Annotated in this window: 19 protein-coding genes; 11 read left to right on the forward strand and 8 right to left on the reverse strand. The window is 62.2% G+C overall.

Annotated features, from left to right (window positions below; genetic code table 11):
- Nucleotides 1–52: 52 nt before the first annotated feature.
- Together BGI27_RS12975 and BGI27_RS12980 are read right to left on the reverse strand one after the other, a co-directional pair.
- Nucleotides 53–994: a hypothetical protein gene (locus tag BGI27_RS12975; protein WP_170943046.1), complete on the reverse strand. Its 942-nt coding sequence runs from the start codon at nucleotides 992–994 to the stop codon at nucleotides 53–55.
- Nucleotides 995–1,422: 428 nt separating this feature from the next.
- Nucleotides 1,423–2,847: a cryptochrome/photolyase family protein gene (locus tag BGI27_RS12980; RefSeq protein WP_223871794.1), complete on the reverse strand. Its 1,425-nt coding sequence runs from the start codon at nucleotides 2,845–2,847 to the stop codon at nucleotides 1,423–1,425.
- Between the two features lie 58 nt (nucleotides 2,848–2,905).
- Between BGI27_RS12980 and BGI27_RS12985 the strand changes: the two genes are divergently transcribed.
- From BGI27_RS12985 to BGI27_RS13010, 6 genes are all read left to right on the forward strand, one after another.
- Nucleotides 2,906–3,466, forward strand: a complete 561-nt coding sequence (locus BGI27_RS12985) for a YqgE/AlgH family protein (RefSeq protein ID WP_095525286.1) — start codon at nucleotides 2,906–2,908, stop codon at nucleotides 3,464–3,466.
- A complete protein-coding gene (gene ruvX, locus BGI27_RS12990) occupies nucleotides 3,466–3,894 on the forward strand; it encodes a Holliday junction resolvase RuvX (RefSeq protein WP_095525287.1) in 429 nt (142 codons plus the stop codon). The genes BGI27_RS12985 and ruvX overlap by 1 nt, the downstream gene beginning before the upstream one ends.
- A complete protein-coding gene (gene pyrR / locus BGI27_RS12995; RefSeq protein ID WP_095525288.1) occupies nucleotides 3,881–4,381 on the forward strand; it encodes a bifunctional pyr operon transcriptional regulator/uracil phosphoribosyltransferase PyrR in 501 nt (166 codons plus the stop codon). Before ruvX ends, pyrR begins: the two co-directional genes overlap by 14 nt.
- Complete coding sequence (locus tag BGI27_RS13000; protein WP_095525289.1) at nucleotides 4,374–5,336, forward strand: aspartate carbamoyltransferase catalytic subunit; 963 nt, start codon at nucleotides 4,374–4,376, stop codon at nucleotides 5,334–5,336. The genes pyrR and BGI27_RS13000 overlap by 8 nt, the downstream gene beginning before the upstream one ends.
- A 4-nt stretch (nucleotides 5,337–5,340) precedes the next feature.
- Entirely contained in the window at nucleotides 5,341–6,615 is a 1,275-nt protein-coding gene (locus tag BGI27_RS13005) for a dihydroorotase (protein ID WP_095525290.1), read from the forward strand.
- Nucleotides 6,616–6,726: 111 nt separating this feature from the next.
- The gene (locus BGI27_RS13010) at nucleotides 6,727–7,959 is read left to right on the forward strand and encodes a phosphoglycerate kinase (protein ID WP_095525291.1); all 1,233 of its coding nucleotides are present in this window, start codon (nucleotides 6,727–6,729) and stop codon (nucleotides 7,957–7,959) included.
- Between the two features lie 112 nt (nucleotides 7,960–8,071).
- Here the strand turns inward: BGI27_RS13010 and BGI27_RS13015 are convergent, their stop codons facing one another.
- Nucleotides 8,072–8,965 (reverse strand): LysR family transcriptional regulator ArgP, encoded by an 894-nt coding sequence (locus tag BGI27_RS13015; RefSeq protein WP_095525292.1) that lies wholly within the window; start codon nucleotides 8,963–8,965, stop codon nucleotides 8,072–8,074.
- Between the two features lie 180 nt (nucleotides 8,966–9,145).
- Here BGI27_RS13015 and BGI27_RS13020 point away from each other — a divergent pair, with 180 nt between their 5' ends.
- The 3 genes from BGI27_RS13020 to BGI27_RS13030 all read left to right on the forward strand — a co-directional run bounded on the left by BGI27_RS13020 (nucleotide 9,146) and on the right by BGI27_RS13030 (nucleotide 11,379).
- Nucleotides 9,146–9,754, forward strand: a complete 609-nt coding sequence (locus BGI27_RS13020; RefSeq protein ID WP_095525293.1) for a LysE/ArgO family amino acid transporter — start codon at nucleotides 9,146–9,148, stop codon at nucleotides 9,752–9,754.
- A 336-nt stretch (nucleotides 9,755–10,090) separates the two neighbouring features.
- A complete protein-coding gene (locus BGI27_RS13025) occupies nucleotides 10,091–10,885 on the forward strand; it encodes a thymidylate synthase (protein WP_095525294.1) in 795 nt (264 codons plus the stop codon).
- Nucleotides 10,882–11,379, forward strand: coding sequence for a dihydrofolate reductase (locus BGI27_RS13030; protein WP_095525295.1), 498 nt, complete (start codon nucleotides 10,882–10,884; stop codon nucleotides 11,377–11,379). The genes BGI27_RS13025 and BGI27_RS13030 overlap by 4 nt, the downstream gene beginning before the upstream one ends.
- 36 nt (nucleotides 11,380–11,415) lie before the next feature.
- On the opposite strand, the gene BGI27_RS13035 is transcribed toward BGI27_RS13030, so the two are convergent.
- Nucleotides 11,416–11,703, reverse strand: a complete 288-nt coding sequence (locus BGI27_RS13035; RefSeq protein ID WP_095530375.1) for a hypothetical protein — start codon at nucleotides 11,701–11,703, stop codon at nucleotides 11,416–11,418.
- Entirely contained in the window at nucleotides 11,700–12,242 is a 543-nt protein-coding gene (locus tag BGI27_RS13040; protein WP_095525297.1) for a flavodoxin, read from the reverse strand. Before BGI27_RS13040 ends, BGI27_RS13035 begins: the two co-directional genes overlap by 4 nt.
- 209 nt (nucleotides 12,243–12,451) lie before the next feature.
- Between BGI27_RS13040 and BGI27_RS13045 the strand changes: the two genes are divergently transcribed.
- A complete protein-coding gene (locus tag BGI27_RS13045; protein ID WP_223871795.1) occupies nucleotides 12,452–12,844 on the forward strand; it encodes a VOC family protein in 393 nt (130 codons plus the stop codon).
- Between the two features lie 71 nt (nucleotides 12,845–12,915).
- On the opposite strand, the gene BGI27_RS18145 is transcribed toward BGI27_RS13045, so the two are convergent.
- The gene (locus BGI27_RS18145) at nucleotides 12,916–13,071 is read right to left on the reverse strand and encodes a hypothetical protein (protein WP_223871796.1); all 156 of its coding nucleotides are present in this window, start codon (nucleotides 13,069–13,071) and stop codon (nucleotides 12,916–12,918) included.
- On the opposite strand from BGI27_RS18145, the gene BGI27_RS13050 reads away from it, so the two are divergent.
- The gene (locus BGI27_RS13050; protein WP_223871797.1) at nucleotides 13,055–13,477 is read left to right on the forward strand and encodes an HAD family hydrolase; all 423 of its coding nucleotides are present in this window, start codon (nucleotides 13,055–13,057) and stop codon (nucleotides 13,475–13,477) included. The genes BGI27_RS18145 and BGI27_RS13050 overlap by 17 nt on opposite strands.
- 79 nt (nucleotides 13,478–13,556) lie before the next feature.
- On the opposite strand, the gene phoU is transcribed toward BGI27_RS13050, so the two are convergent.
- Together phoU and rpiA are read right to left on the reverse strand one after the other, a co-directional pair.
- On the reverse strand, nucleotides 13,557–14,267 hold the full coding sequence (gene phoU, locus BGI27_RS13055; protein WP_095525298.1) for a phosphate signaling complex protein PhoU: 711 nt from the start codon (nucleotides 14,265–14,267) through the stop codon (nucleotides 13,557–13,559).
- A 115-nt stretch (nucleotides 14,268–14,382) separates the two neighbouring features.
- Nucleotides 14,383–15,042, reverse strand: coding sequence for a ribose-5-phosphate isomerase RpiA (gene rpiA / locus BGI27_RS13060; RefSeq protein ID WP_095525317.1), 660 nt, complete (start codon nucleotides 15,040–15,042; stop codon nucleotides 14,383–14,385).
- Between the last annotated feature and the right edge of the window lie 57 nt (nucleotides 15,043–15,099).

The raw sequence follows: 15,099 nt of genomic DNA on the forward strand, positions 1-15,099 counted from the left end.
TGAAAAACAGTATTTCATGAAGCTCGGGGCTGTCTAGGAAACCCGGGGCGATTCACTGATCCTTCATGAAGCTGGCGTTACTGCTTCCGGGCAAAACGGCGCTCCAGGAAATCGTCACGCCGTTTTCCGCCTGGGTCGTCCCTGTAGCGGCGCCTTTCTTGACGTCAACGATCCCGTCGTAAGCCTTGTAGAAGGAGCAATGGTAGATCCAGACACGACCGGAAGCGCTGCTGCTGTCACCGATGGTGATGTAGTCCCAGTCGTTCTTGTCGTAATCGCCCTTGGTCAGTTCATCCCACTCCCAAAGTTCATCAAAGGTCAGATTGCGGATGATCAGGTTTTCACCTGCCTTGATATTGAAACCAGCATGGCGAATGGTGTGGCCTGTCTTGGAATAGATGATCAAACCGTTATAGGCCTTGATGTCGATCGAGCTGACGCCAGTGGTCAACAACGTCGGGTGCATCAACGGAGCATTCGCGGAGGTGAAGAAACTATAGGTTGCCGTCGTGGCAGCCCCGCCCGCCTCTTCGTAGCCGAGGTCCAGATCGGCGGCGATCTCAATGACCTTGTAGACGGTCGAGGCCGTCTTGGTTGAGTACTTGATGTTGTTCAACGCAGCCAGAAACTCTGCGGCCGTGGTGACCTTGATGTATTGCGAGCTGCTTTCGTCCAGAACGCCACCGCCAGTAACTTCGGCGACAGCTGCGTAGCCATCCACGTTGAAAAGTGCCGCATCCACCGAAGTGGTACCGGAGGACGCAGAGGATGCTGCGGAAGACGAAGTCCCGCTCGAAGACGCTGCAGAAGAGGACGCAACGCTGGAGGAAGAAACAGAGGATGAAACCGCGCTAGACGCCGCACTGCTGCTTACCGCCGAAGAAGAGCTGCCCGACGAATCTCCTCCACCGCCGCCGCCACCACAAGCGACCAAGAGCATGCTCAACACCACCGCGCTTATGGCTGCGGCCTTGCCTGGATACTGCTGCTTCATTACTACTATCTCCTCGAAACCGCATGTCGTGCGGATTTAGCAAAGCGGTCTGCGCCGTTTAATCGAAAAACTTCCATCTGATGAACCTTGGCTATGAAAAAGAGCAATCCCTGCCCCTTTTCCATAGCCACTCCATGCCCTGCCGTTATGTAAATACGCGCAGGCCACATGGATTTTTACCGAACGACAAGTGTTATAAAAACACTCAGCATGTATAGGAATTTTTCGTACATCGGCAGGCATGCTACTGAGCTGCCCATAAGGGTGCAAGCGGTAACATCGTCGGAGTAAGTCGCCTGTGTAAGGACTTCACAACAGCGGACAGGCCTCGCTACAAGGCGGACGCAGCATTCATCCGCTTATCGCACGACACGATAAATTGAAAGAATTTACACTCCAAGGCCCGTCACATAGGGTCAGTCATGCCATCAGCGGCTTTCTGACACCTTGAAACGCTGCAATGTGCGTTCCCGGGCGATCGCGTGATCAATGCTCGGCACCGGATAGTCTGTCGGAGGTGATGCACTGAGCCAGGGTGCGTGGATATACCGGTCTGATAAGGCTGCCAGTTCCGGCAGATAGCGGCGGATGAACTTGCCCTGCGGATCGAATTTCCGGGATTGCGTCACCGGATTGAAAATGCGGAACCAGGGCTGGGCGTCGCAGCCCGTGGAAGCCGCCCACTGCCAGCCACCGTTGTTGGCGGCAAGATCGAAGTCCAGCAGCCAGCGGGCGAAGAAGGCTTCCCCCAGACGCCAGTCGATCCCCAGATCCTTGGTCAGGAAACTTGCACTGACCATGCGCAGGCGGTTGTGCATATAGCCGCTCTGCAAGAGCTGGCGCTGCGCAGCGTCCACCAGCGGATAGCCGGTACGCCCCTCGCACCAGGCTTGAAAATGTGCCTCGGCCGCGCTCCCTTGCTCCCAGCGGATGTCGTCCATCTCCGGCTTGAAGGCGTGCTCCACCACGCGCAGATGATTGGCCAGCAGCTGTTGATAGAACTCACGCCAGATCAGCTCGGACAGCCAGATCTGCGCGCCTTCGCTGGAACGCGCCACAGCTGCGCGTACCAGTTCGCGGATGGAAACCGTGCCACAGCGCAAATGGGCCGAGAGATAGGAGACGCCTTTGATTGAAGGAAAATCGCGTGCCTGGTCATAGTGCTGGATGCGGGTCAGAAATTCTGCCAACAGGCGCGCACCGCCTTGCATGCCGGGCTCGAGCAGCAGAGACGTTGCCGTGAAACCGATCTGCGCCAGCGAAGGCAGGCCATAGCCTTCGGGGGGGCGGGCCAGATGCTCCGTGAACTCGGCCACCGGCCAAGCGAACAGCGCCGGGCTGGGCCTGCTCTGTCCCAGACGCGCCAGCCAGGCACGCTTGTAGGGCGTAAACACCGTGAAGGGCTTGCCGCTGCCGGTGAGAATCTCGCGGCGTTCGAAAATCACCTGATCCTTGAAACTGCGCCAGGCAATGCCTTGCTCACGCAGACGAGCTTCTACCAGTGCATCTCGCCGGATCGCGGCCGGCTCGTAATCATGGTTGGCGTAAACCGCCACCACCTTGAGTGCATCAGCCAGGCGGGGGATCTCTTCGTCGGCACGGCCGTGGCAGACGATCAGGCCGCCACCGCGTGCTCGCAGTGCGGCATCCAGCTCGGCAAGGCTCGCATGGATGAAACTCACGCGGCGATCGTCCCGATCCTGCAACGCGTCGAGAATCGTGGTGTCGAACACGAAACAGCAGAATACCCGCCGGTGTGCCTGCAGGGCGTGCGAAAGCGCGGCATGATCGTACTCGCGCAGATCGCGGCGGAACCACACCAGAGCGGCAGGCAGGCGTGCAAGCGAGGTCATGACAAACTTGCTCCACAGGCGGGGCGGCCCCGCGACCCAGTCAGGTTAAAATGGAAACGTGCAAAACGTGAATCTCACCCACCATTTTCTGATCGCCATGCCGGGACTGGCGGAATCGCCGTTTTCCCGTGCGCTCGTCTACCTGGCAGAACATAACGACGACGGCGCCTTGGGCATCGTGATCAATCGCCCGCTGGAGCTCACCCTGAAAGAGTTGCTCGAGCGTATCGACATCCAGCTCCAGCATGGAGAACGCGCAGAAGAGCCCGTATTCTTCGGCGGCCCGGTACAGACCGATCGCGGCTTCGTGTTGCATCGCCCGCTGGGCGAATGGCAATCCAGCCTGCGTGTGACCGAGGAAATCGCGCTGACCAGCTCCAAGGACATCCTCCATACCCTCGCCACGGAAGGCCAGCCCGCCGAGCTGCTGATCGCATTGGGCTATGCCGGCTGGGGAGCCGGCCAGCTGGAAGAGGAGCTGGCCCAGAACTCCTGGCTCACCGTGCCTGCCGAGCCGCGCGTCATCTTCGACACACCGCCCGAGCAACGCCTGAATGCTGCCATGGGGCTTCTCGGCATCGACTTCACCAATCTCTCAGACACGGCAGGGCACGCCTAATGGCCACACTGCTGGGTTTTGACTTTGGCACCGCGCGCATCGGTGTCGCTACGGGTGAGACCGAAACCGGCCTCGCCCAGCCGCTTACTGTAATCCGTGGCGAAGCCAACGTGCTGCGTTTCGGCGAGATCGAAAGGCTGATCGCGCAATGGCAACCCGAGCGCCTGATCGTGGGCCTACCCACGGCCCTGGACGGTACAGAAACGGAAATGACCGCGCGCTGCCACCGTTTTGCCAACCAACTACACGGTCGCTTCAACCTGCCCGTGGAGCTGGTGGACGAACGCCTGTCCTCGGCCGAGGCCGAGGAGATGCTGCGCGAAGTCACACGCAACTGGCGCGAGCGCAAACAGCATCTCGACGCGCTGGCCGCGCAGCGCATCCTGCAAAACTTTCTCGACCTGGAATCCCGTCATGACCCTGCCTGACGCAGAACAACTCTGTACCCAGCTTGCAGCCCAGATCCGCCCGCACCTGCGTCCGGACTCCGCACTGGTCGGCATCCATTCCGGCGGCGTATGGATCGCCGAACGCCTGCGAGCCCTGCTCGGCTCCGAAGTAGCGCTGGGCAGCATCGACATCTCCTTCTACCGTGACGACTACGGCTCGCGTGGCCTGCACCCGCATCCGCAAAAGTCCGGCATCCCCTTCGATGTGAATGGCCGCCATCTGATCCTCGTCGATGACGTGCTCTACACCGGCCGCACCACGCGCGCCGCGCTCAACGAACTGTTCGACTATGGCCGCCCCGGTTGCGTGGAGCTGGCCGTACTGGTCGACCGTGGCGAACGCGAGCTGCCGATCTGCGCGCGCTATTGCGCCCACACCCTGAGCGAATCCCTTCCCGCCGGCACGCGTCTGAGCCTGGTCCAGGACGACGCCGGTCACCTGCGCCTGGAGAGCACAAGTGCATAACCCCCAACTCGGCGCCGATGGGCGTCTCAAGCATCTGATCACGCTGGACGGCCTGCCTAAGTCCGTCCTCACCGAAATCCTCGACACTGCCGCACCCTTCACCGAAGTGGCCGAACGCGAGGTAAAAAAGGTGCCGCTGCTGCGTGGCAAGAGCGTGTTCAACGTGTTCTTCGAGAACAGCACGCGCACCCGCACCACCTTCGAGATCGCCGCCAAGCGGCTCTCGGCCGACGTGATCAACCTCAACGTGTCGACCAGCTCCACCAGCAAGGGCGAAACCCTGCTCGACACGGTGGACAACCTCTGCGCCATGGGCGCGGACATGTTCGTGATGCGCCACGCCTCCAGCGGTGCGCCCTATCTGCTGGCGCAGCACCTGCGCGCCACCGGCCGCGACCACATCAGCGTGGTGAATGCCGGCGACGGCCGCCACGCCCACCCCACCCAGGGGCTGCTGGACATGTACACCATCCGCCACTACAAGCAGGACTTCACACGCCTGACCGTGGCCGTGGTGGGCGACGTGCTGCACTCGCGCGTGGCGCGCTCAGAAATCGCCGCGCTGACCACGCTGGGTGTGCCCGAAGTACGTGTGATCGGCCCCAAGACCCTGCTGCCCACCGATGTGGAGCGCATGGGCGTGCGCGTTTTCCACGATATGGAAGAAGGGCTGAAAGGCGTTGATGTGGTGATGATGCTGCGCCTGCAGAACGAACGCATGCAGGGCGCATTGCTGCCCTCCAGCCAGGAATACTTCAAGTTCTACGGCCTCACCCAGGAAAAGCTCGCGCTCGCCGCCAAGGATGCCATCGTGCTCCATCCTGGGCCGATGAACCGCGGCGTGGAGATCGATTCGGCGGTAGCGGACGGCGAACACGCCGTGATCCTGCCGCAGGTCACCTTCGGTATCGCGGTGCGCATGGCCGTGATGAGCATGCTCGCGGCGGGGAACTGAACAGATGAACATCCATATCCGTAACGGCCGCCTGATCGACCCGGCCAATCAGGTCGACACCCAGCAGGATCTTTTCATCGTCGACGGCAAGGTCGCCGCCATGGGTGCCGCCCCCGCCGGCTTCAAGGCCGAGCGCGAGATCGACGCCGCCGGCTTGATCGTCGCCCCCGGCCTGGTCGACCTCTCCGCACGCCTACGCGAACCGGGTTTCGAACATAAAGCCACGCTGGAATCCGAGATGCAGGCGGCGATGGCCGGCGGCATCACCCGCCTGGCTTGTCCACCGGACACCGATCCGGTGCTCGATGAGCCCGGCCTGGTCGAGATGCTGTGCTTCCGAGCCAAGAAGCTCAACTGTGCGCACGTGTACCCCATCGGCGCACTCACCACCAAACTCGAAGGCAAGCGCATCACCGAAATGGCCGAACTGGTCGAGGCCGGTTGTGTGGCCTTCTCGCAGGCCAACACACCAGTGGTCGACACCCAGGTGCTCATGCGTGCCATGCAATACGCCGCCACCTTCGGCTTCCGCGTCTGGCTTCAGCCGCAGGACCCACATCTGGCGCGCAACGGCGTCGCCCACGATGGCGAAGTCGCATCCCGCCTGGGGCTGACCGGTATTCCCGTCGAAGCCGAAACCATCGCGCTGGAAACCCAGCTCGCGCTCGCCCGCCTCACCGGTGTAAAGCTGCACATCACACGCGTCTCCTCCGCAGCCGCGCTGGAATGCATCGAACGCGCCCGAGCCAGCGGGGTGGACGTCACCTGCGATGTCGCCGCTCATCATCTGCATCTGACCGAGATGGATATCGGCTACTTCAACCCACAGTGCTACGTGATCCCGCCGCTGCGCAGCCAGCGCGACCGCGCAGCACTCCGCGCGGCACTCGCGACCGGCAGGATCAACGCCGTCTGCTCCGACCACACGCCGGTCGACGATGACGCCAAGCAGGCGCCCTTCGCCGAATCGGAAGCCGGCATGACAGGCCTTGAACTGTTGCTTTCGCTGGTACTCAAGTGGGCGCAGGAAGACAAGCTGCCGCTAACCGATGCGCTGGCGCGCGTCACCAGCAACGCCGCTGCCATCATGGGTATCACGAAGGGCGGCCACCTGGGCGTGGGCGCGCGTGCCGATGTGGTGATCTTCGATGCCCGCGCCGAGCGCATCCCTACCCGCGAAAGCCTTCGCAGCCAGGGCAAAAACACTCCCTTCCTGGGCCTGCCGCTGCCAGGCACGGTGCGCTACACGTTGGTAGAAGGCCGGGTGATGTTCGGCTGAGCGCACGTTCAACGCAGATTTGAGCCAAGCCCAAGATTTTTGACGGAGTTTCTGTAAAACTGCGGTTTTCAATCCCCCGCGCAGACTGCGCAACCCATCTAAGGAAAAGCAATGGCAAAACTGTTCATCGAAGATCTGGATCTGGCCGGCAAGCGCGTGCTGATGCGCGTCGACTTCAACGTGCCGGTCAACAACGGTGTTGTCGAGAGCGACAAGCGTATCCGCGCCGCCCTGCCGACCATCAAGTACGCGCTGGACGAGGGCGCTTCCGTCGTCCTGATGTCCCACCTCGGCCGCCCCGATGGCAAGGCCAACCCGAAGTACACCCTGGCCCCCGTCGCCAAGCGCCTGGAAGAACTGCTGGGTAAGCCAGTGAAATTCCTGCCCGACTGCGTCGGCCCCGAGATCGAAGCCGTGACCGGCAAGCTCGCCGCAGGCGAAGTCGTGCTGCTGGAAAACGTTCGCTTCCACCTGGAAGAAGAAGGCAAGGTCAAGGACAAGGAAGGCAACGTCACCAAGGCCACGCCTGAAGCCATCGAAGCTTTCCGCGATGCGCTCTCGCGCCTGGGCGACGTGTTCGTGCTCGACGCTTTCGGCACCGCACACCGTGCCCACAGCTCGGTGGTGGGCGTGAAGCTGCCGCGCGCTTCCGGCCTGCTGCTGAAGAAGGAACTCGACTTCCTGGGCGAAGCCGTGAACAAGCCGGTGCGCCCGCTGGTTGCGATCATTGGCGGTTCCAAGATTTCCGGCAAGATCGACGTGATCGAGGCTCTGCTGCCCAAGGTCGACAAGCTGCTGATCGGTGGTGGCATGGCCTTCACCTTCCTCAAGGCCCAAGGCCTGGAAGTCGGCAATTCGCTGTGCGAAAACGACAAGGTCGAACTGGCCAAGAGCCTGATGGCCAAGGCTGGCGACAAGCTGGTACTGCCGATCGACACCATGGTGACCAAGAAGCTGGATTTTGGTGCCCGCACCCTGGACGGTCTGGTTGAAGTCGATTCGAAGGCGATTCCGTCTGATCAGGAAGGTCTCGATATCGGCTCCAAGAGTGCTGCGCTCTACGCCGACATCATTCGTGGCGCCAAGACCGTGTTGTGGAACGGCCCGATGGGCGTGTTCGAGATCGATGCCTCAGCTGTCGGCACCTATGCCGTTGCCAATGCACTGACCGAAGCCACCGCCAAGGGCGCGATCACCATCGTCGGTGGTGGTGATTCCGTGGCTGCCGTGGAAAAGGCCGGTCTGGAAGACCAGGTCTCGCACGTTTCCACCGGCGGCGGCGCTTCGCTCGAATTCCTCGAAGGCAAGGCTCTGCCAGGCGTGGAATCACTGAGCAACAAGTAATCCGCACAGTTAGTGGACGCACCAAGGCCCGCCCATCCGGCGGGCCTTTTTCTTGCCGATCACACCAAGAACGCGCTACCGCCCCGGGCAAAACGCTGCGCTACCTGCTCATTTAGGGCATCTGTCGCAGATTGCTCATGGCGCCACGCCGCAAGGCATCCGTCAGGCTGCCGATCAGTTCGGAATTTAGCGCCCAGGCATGCCAGTAGAGCGGCACATCGGCCACCGTGCCAGGGGTGACGTCCACCAGTGCGCCACTGGCCAGTGCTTCGCGGCATTGCGGCTCAGGCAGCATGCCGTAGCCAAAGCCATGCAAGGCCGCCTGCAGATAGGCTTCGTAGGCAGGGATGTAATGGCGGGGAAACTGCGGCGAGCGCCAGCGCAAATGGCGGCCGATATGTTCGTCCTGCAGCGCATCCCGCCGGTTGAACACCAGGGCCGGCGCATGGCGCACCGAGGCACGGTTCAAGCCTCTCGGGAAATAGCTCGCGACAAAATCCGGCGAAGCCAGGCAGTGATAACGCATCACACCCAGCGGCACCGATCGGAACCCCTTCGCCGCCACGGGCACCGAACCGATCGCACCGACCACTTCACCGCTACGCAGCCAGTCAGCCGTATGCTCCTGGTCGTCGACGACGAACTCCAGCATCGTGTCGTGCGCCCTCACCCAGTCGGCCAACGCGGGCAGCACCCAGCTCCCCAGGCTGTCTGCATTCACGGCCAGACGCAGCTGGTCCCGCACGGCGTTGGCATGCATTTCTGGCAGAAGCTCCTGGGCCAGCAGGCGGGCCTGACGCGCGAAACGCAGCAAGGGCTGCGCCGCCGGCGTAGGCCTGACCGGACGTGTACGGAACAGCAGCGGCAGGCCGACTTGTGCCTCCAGTTGGCGGATGCGCTGGGACACGGCGGACTGGGTGATGGCGAGCGCCCCCGCGGCCTTGTCGAACGATCCCTCGGTCACCACGGCCTCCAAGCATTCAAGCAACGCGAAGTCGACGTTCATTTCTATCAGTTTCGCTAATGAAACCTGAAATATATTCAACAAACTGATCTTTATCCAGTCTTCTCCCTACACTTGCCTCAAGCAACTCGCCAGCCTCTTCAAGGTGGAGGATGGAAAACCGGGCGCACATCCATCCGTAGCGCACTGCGCCATGGCAATACACAAGGCAGGGGGAAAGACATGTATTTCGACGCGTTCATCCACGGCTTCTTCATCTGCGCAGGGCTGATCATCGCCATCGGCGCGCAGAATGCGCACGTCCTGCGCATGGGGCTGACGCGCCAGCATGTCGGCCTTCTGGTGCCCATCTGCATCGCATCCGACGCACTTCTGATCGGGCTGGGCGTCCTGGGCGCCAGTGCCCTGGTCACCCGTTGGCCCGCCGCGCTGGAAGTCGCCACCTGGGCTGGCGCGGCCTTCCTGCTCTGGTATGGCATCAATTCGCTGCGCGAAGCCTTCCGCACACGCCAGTTGAGCCTGGGGGGCATGCCGACGCCGATTAGCCGGCGCAAGGCGGTGCTGCTGTTGCTAGGTTTCACCTATCTGAACCCACATGTCTATGTGGATACCATCGTGCTGATCGGCTCGCTGGCCACACAGCATGCCGTCGAAGCGCGGATTTCGTTCTGGGCCGGCTGCGTACTGGCCTCGGCGGTCTGGTTCGTACTGCTGGGCTACGGCGCGCGCTGGCTGGCACCACTGTTCAACCGCCCGCTTTCCTGGCGCGTGCTGGATGGCGGCATTGGCGTGGGCATGACCTTGCTGGCAGTCAGGCTGGTGCTGCACTGAACGCTGCGCGGAACGCCGCAAAGACGCAGAGGGACACTGAGCACTCGCCTATATCAATCAAACGCTGGAATATCCGATTCGGCGTCATCCCGGCGGAAGCCGGGATCCAGCGGATCAGCCTGAAAACACTGGCTTCCGGCTTCCGCCGGAATGACGACATTGCCTTGACCGAACGGTATTGAGCGGCTGATCGCTTTTCTCTACGGCCCTCTGCGCCTCTACGGCGAAAGGTTTTCAGCGCAGGTTTCATACGCTTGCCCTGGCGGCGCAACTGCCGCTGTGGCGTCCCAGCTCCGGCCCGTTACAATCCAAGGTTCGTTTCTCCCGGACATCCCCATGCGCCAATACGTCGACCTGATGCGCCACGTGCTCGAGCACGGGGCAGACAAGACCGACCGCACCGGCACCGGCACCCGTTCAGTGTTCGGCTGGCAGATGCGTTTCGACCTCGCCGAGGGCTTCCCGCTGGTCACCACCAAAAAGCTGCATTTGCGCTCCATCATCCATGAGCTGCTGTGGTTCCTGCAGGGCGACACAAACATCCGCTACCTGAAGGAAAACGGTGTGCGGATCTGGGATGAGTGGGCTGACGAGAATGGTGAGCTCGGCCCCGTCTATGGCAAGCAGTGGCGCCGCTGGGAGACGCCGGACGGCCGTGTGGTGGATCAGATCACGCAACTGGTGGAAAACCTGAAGAAAAATCCGGACTCGCGCCGTCACATGGTCAGCGCCTGGAATCCGGCCGAGGTCGACAGCATGGCGTTGCCGCCCTGTCACGCCCTGTTCCAGTTCTACGTAGCCAACGGCCGGCTATCCTGCCAGCTCTACCAACGCAGTGCGGACATCTTCCTTGGCGTGCCCTTCAACATTGCCAGCTACGCGCTGCTCACCCACATGCTGGCGCAGGTCTGCGGCTATCAGCCGGGCGACTTCGTGCACACGCTCGGTGACGCGCACGTATACGCCAACCATCTGGAGCAGGCCCGCCTGCAGCTCACGCGCGAACCGCGTGCGCTGCCTCGCCTGGTACTCAATCCGGAAGTGAAGGACATCTTCGGTTTCCACTTCGAAGACATCGCCATCGAAGGCTACGATCCGCATCCGCATATCGCCGCGCAGGTGTCGGTATGAGCAAACCAGAGCTTGCGATCATTGTCGCGCGTGCACGCAATGGCGTAATCGGCCGTGGCAACACACTGCCCTGGCGCTTGCGCGACGATCTTCAGCAATTCAAGCAGCGCACCCTTGGCTGCCCGGTGATAATGGGCCGCAAAACTTGGGAATCGCTCGGCCGCCCGCTGCCGGGCCGCCACAACATCGTGATCACACGCCAGGCCGGCTATGCAGCGGCAGGTGCCACGGTGGTCGGCACGCTGTCGGCAGCCATCGCCGCCTGTAATGGCGTGGAGCGTGCTTTCATCATCGGCGGCGCGCAGATCTACGCCGAAGCCCTGCCGCTGGCGGACGTGCTGTGGATCAGCGAGATACAGGCGGACATCGAGGGCGACGCCCGTTTCCCTGAGTTCGACGAAAGCAGGTTCCGCGTGGCGAGCCGGCAATCCTTTGCTGCGTCCGAAACCAACGATCACACGTTCGACGTGGTCGAATACCGTCCGCTCGCCTGAATGAGAGACGGGACGATCCCCGTCCCGCACTTCCGTTCAGTGATGGCCGTGCGACATGCCGACGCGGGAAGATTCCGTCTCCGTGCCGCCACCGAATTCCCGCGCCTGTGCCTCGCGCCAGTCGATCAGCAGGCGCTCCACCGTGGCGCGCAACATCGGCGGGAAGGCTTCCTCCCCGGCGACGGAGTCCAGACGCTTGATCACGGCCGTCATGCGGCCACGGCAGACCCCGACCGTGGCCGAACGGGAGAGCAGATACAAGGCATCGGCCAGCAGGCTTTCATGATGCTCGTCGAGCAACACCCGTGGTGTTTCCGGGCTCATGAGGGCAGCCCCATCTCGCCGGCAATGCTCTTGAGCCAGGCGTCGACGCGCTCCTCGGTCAGATCGGCCTGATTGTCCTGATCCAGGGCCAGCCCGACGAAGCTGTCTCCTTGCAAGGCGCGAGAATCCGAAAAGTCGTAGCCATCCGCAGGCCAGGCGCCGACGACACGCGCACCATGCGCCGTGACAAACTCATGAAGGTCGGCCAGCGCATCGACGAAGGCATCGGGATAGGTCGCCTGATCCCCCAACCCGAACAGCGCGACGGTCTTGCCCGCCAGGGAGACATCGCCCAGGCGCTCCAGCGCTTCCTCCCAGTTCTCGTCGCAATCCGCGCTCTGCCCCGGCAACTGGCCATCGCCCAGCGTCGGCGTCCCCAGAATCAGGTAGTCATACGCGAGCAAATCCTCTGGCGAAGCCTTGGTGATGCGGACTGGCTCACTCATCGTCGCATCATCGAACCGGCTCTTGATCAGCTTGGCGACCTTGCGGGTGTTGCCGGTGGTCGAACCAAAAAACAGGCCTACTTTTGCTGCCATCATCGACTCCATTCAGATCAGTTGATCGGGCGTGCGCTGCACCGCACAAAAATAATGATAACAATTCCCATTCTTAAATCATGGTTTATTGTCCGGAATTTGATCCAGATTCAGATTCCGGCATCGATCGCCCTCCTCTACGGGCAAGCGCAGGGCACTCCCGGAGATGGTGTAATGCCCCATCGCATGACACGAAACAGAAAGTGCCGATGATCCAGCTTGAGCACATCGCGATCTGGGCGGATGACCTCGATGCCCTGTGCGCCTTCTATGCGCGCTACTTCGGAGCCGAGACAGGGCCGCGTTACGAGAATTCCGCCAAAGGCTTCAGCTCGCGCTTCCTCGGTTTCGGCCACGGTGCGCGCATCGAGGTGATGCAGACCACTGCGCTGGCGCTTGCCCGCCACGAGTCCGGCGCACAGCGGCATGGGCTCACGCATCTGGCCCTGTCGCTGGGCTCGGAGTCAGCGGTGGACGCCCTGACCGCGCGCTTGCTGGCCGATGGTTACTCCGTACTCGATGGCCCACGCCGCACCGGCGACGGTTATTACGAGAGCGTCGTGCTGGATCCCGAAGGCAACCGGCTCGAACTGACCGCCTGAAGCAGGCCCGCGAAGTGTTTCTTGCTTCGAAAGCAGGAGACTCGTCCGGAGACCAGATCATGTCGCTCCCGCTACCGCAGCGTTCCAAAGCCCTGTTGATCGATCCTGTCGGCGTACTGCACGTGCAGGACTCGGCCATTCCCGGTGCGGTAAACGCGCTCGAACACCACGCGTACGCCGCGTGCCGCACTGGTACGGAAACTCACCGCCATGGGCTTCGTGATCACAGAGGAAGATGGCTTCACGGCGGTACACGCCACCCGCAATCATCTGGCACAGCCGGGGCTGAAGCCGCATCTGTTGATCCATCCCGACATCGCGGCAGAAATGGGGAGCAGTGCCACCGATCCGGATTGCGTAGTACTGGGCGATGCCGCCGACGGATTCAGTTTTGCAGCGATGAACACGGCTTTCCGCCTGCTGATGCAAGGCAAGCCATTGATCGCGATGGCACGCAACCGCTATTTCCAGAAACAGGAGGGTCTGACGCTGGACATGGGCGCCGATGCCTGCACGCTCGAATACGCGGGGCCGGCATCAAGACCTGCGGCACTGCCTCCGTGCTGGTACGGAAAAATTCCGCGCACAGGACGAAACCGACCCGCAGATCAGGCCCGCCCGGGTCGTGGATGATTTCGCGGCAGCGGTTGGCCTGCTGCCGGGTTGAGACCGAGTCAACCTGGGCACCGGAAGCTCGGCGCCCGGCAGCCGGTCAGTTGTCTTCGGGGTAGCCGACTTCCTTGAGGATCTCGCTGACGCCGATGTGGCGCACGTCGCGACCGCGCACCAGATAGATGGTGTATTCGGCAACGTTCTTCGCGTGGTCGCCGATGCGCTCCAACGCCTTGGCTGCGAACAGGATCTCGATGCTGCGCGACAGGATGCGCGGGTCTTCCATCATGTAGGTGATCAGCTGGCGCATCACCGACTTGAATTCGGCGTCCAGCTCACGATCTTCCTTCACGACTTCTGCAGCGGCATCGATATCCAGACGCGCCATGGCATCCAGGGACTTGCGCAATTGTGCCACGGCCAGCCCGCCCAGATGCTTCAGCTGCACGCGGGGTTTGCCCGCCGGCTCGTTCTGCAGCAGGCGGCGCACTGCCTTGGCGATCTTCTTGGCCTCATCGCCGATGCGTTCCAGATCGGTCACGGTCTTGGAGACGATCATGATGGAGCGCAGATCCTTGGCCGTCGGCTGACGGCGCGCGATGATCTGGGCGCAGGCTTCGTCCAGCTCGACCTCCAGCTCATTGACGCGGTGATCGTTCTCGATCACGCGTTCAACCGTCGCCAGATCCCCCTCCAGCAGGCCTTCGAGTGCCAGCACCACCTGTTGCTCGACATAGCCGCCCATCTGCAGCACGCGTGTGCGCATGCCATCGAGTTCGACGTCGTATTGGCGAACGGTGTGATCACTCATGTTTTTCTCCGGAAATGGGGCGGTCAGACCGACGATTGTCGCTGCGAAATATGACCGTAATGTTTCAAGACTTGCTTGCGATTCTACTTCGGCACGACCCCTGGCGGGCACGGGCTCAGCGTGTGCTGCTCACCACGCCATCCGCTGTCCCCAGCAGCAGCACGTCGGCGCCGCGCGCCGCGAACAGCCCGTTGGTGACCACGCCGACGATGGCATTGATGCGCGCCTCCAGCGCCACCGGCCCGGTGATCGCCAGATCATGCACGTCCAGGATGTGGTTGCCGTTATCCGTCACCACACCTTCACGCCATACCGGGCGACCGCCCAGGGCAACCAGTTGACGGGCCACGGCATTGCGCGCCAGCGGAATCACCTCCACCGGCAACGGAAAGCGCCCCAGCACGGCCACCTTCTTCGAAGCATCGGCGATGCACACGAAACGCCCGGCCACGCTGGCCACTATCTTCTCGCGGGTGAGCGCGACACCACCGCCCTTGATCATGCAGAAGCCGCCATCGATCTCGTCGGCCCCATCCACATACACCGACAGGTGCTCGACCTCATTCAGATCGAACAACCGGATGCCCTGCGCCGCCAGACGCTTCGCGCTGGCTTCCGAACTCGCCACCGCGCCCTTGATGCGATCACGCATGCCAGCCAGGCCATCGATGAAGAAGTTCGCCGTGGAGCCCGTGCCGACACCGATGATTTCACCTTCCGGCACGTAGGCCAGCGCGGCTTGCGCCACGGCTTGCTTGAGTTCGTCCTGCGTCATGTGCATCCCCTGGAGTGAGTTCCGTATTTTAGCCCGGAACCCGGCTGGCCCCGCCCG

The sequence above is a fragment of the Candidatus Dactylopiibacterium carminicum genome, from assembly GCF_014736495.1.
In the GTDB taxonomy this organism is placed as follows: domain Bacteria; phylum Pseudomonadota; class Gammaproteobacteria; order Burkholderiales; family Rhodocyclaceae; genus Uliginosibacterium; species Uliginosibacterium carminicum.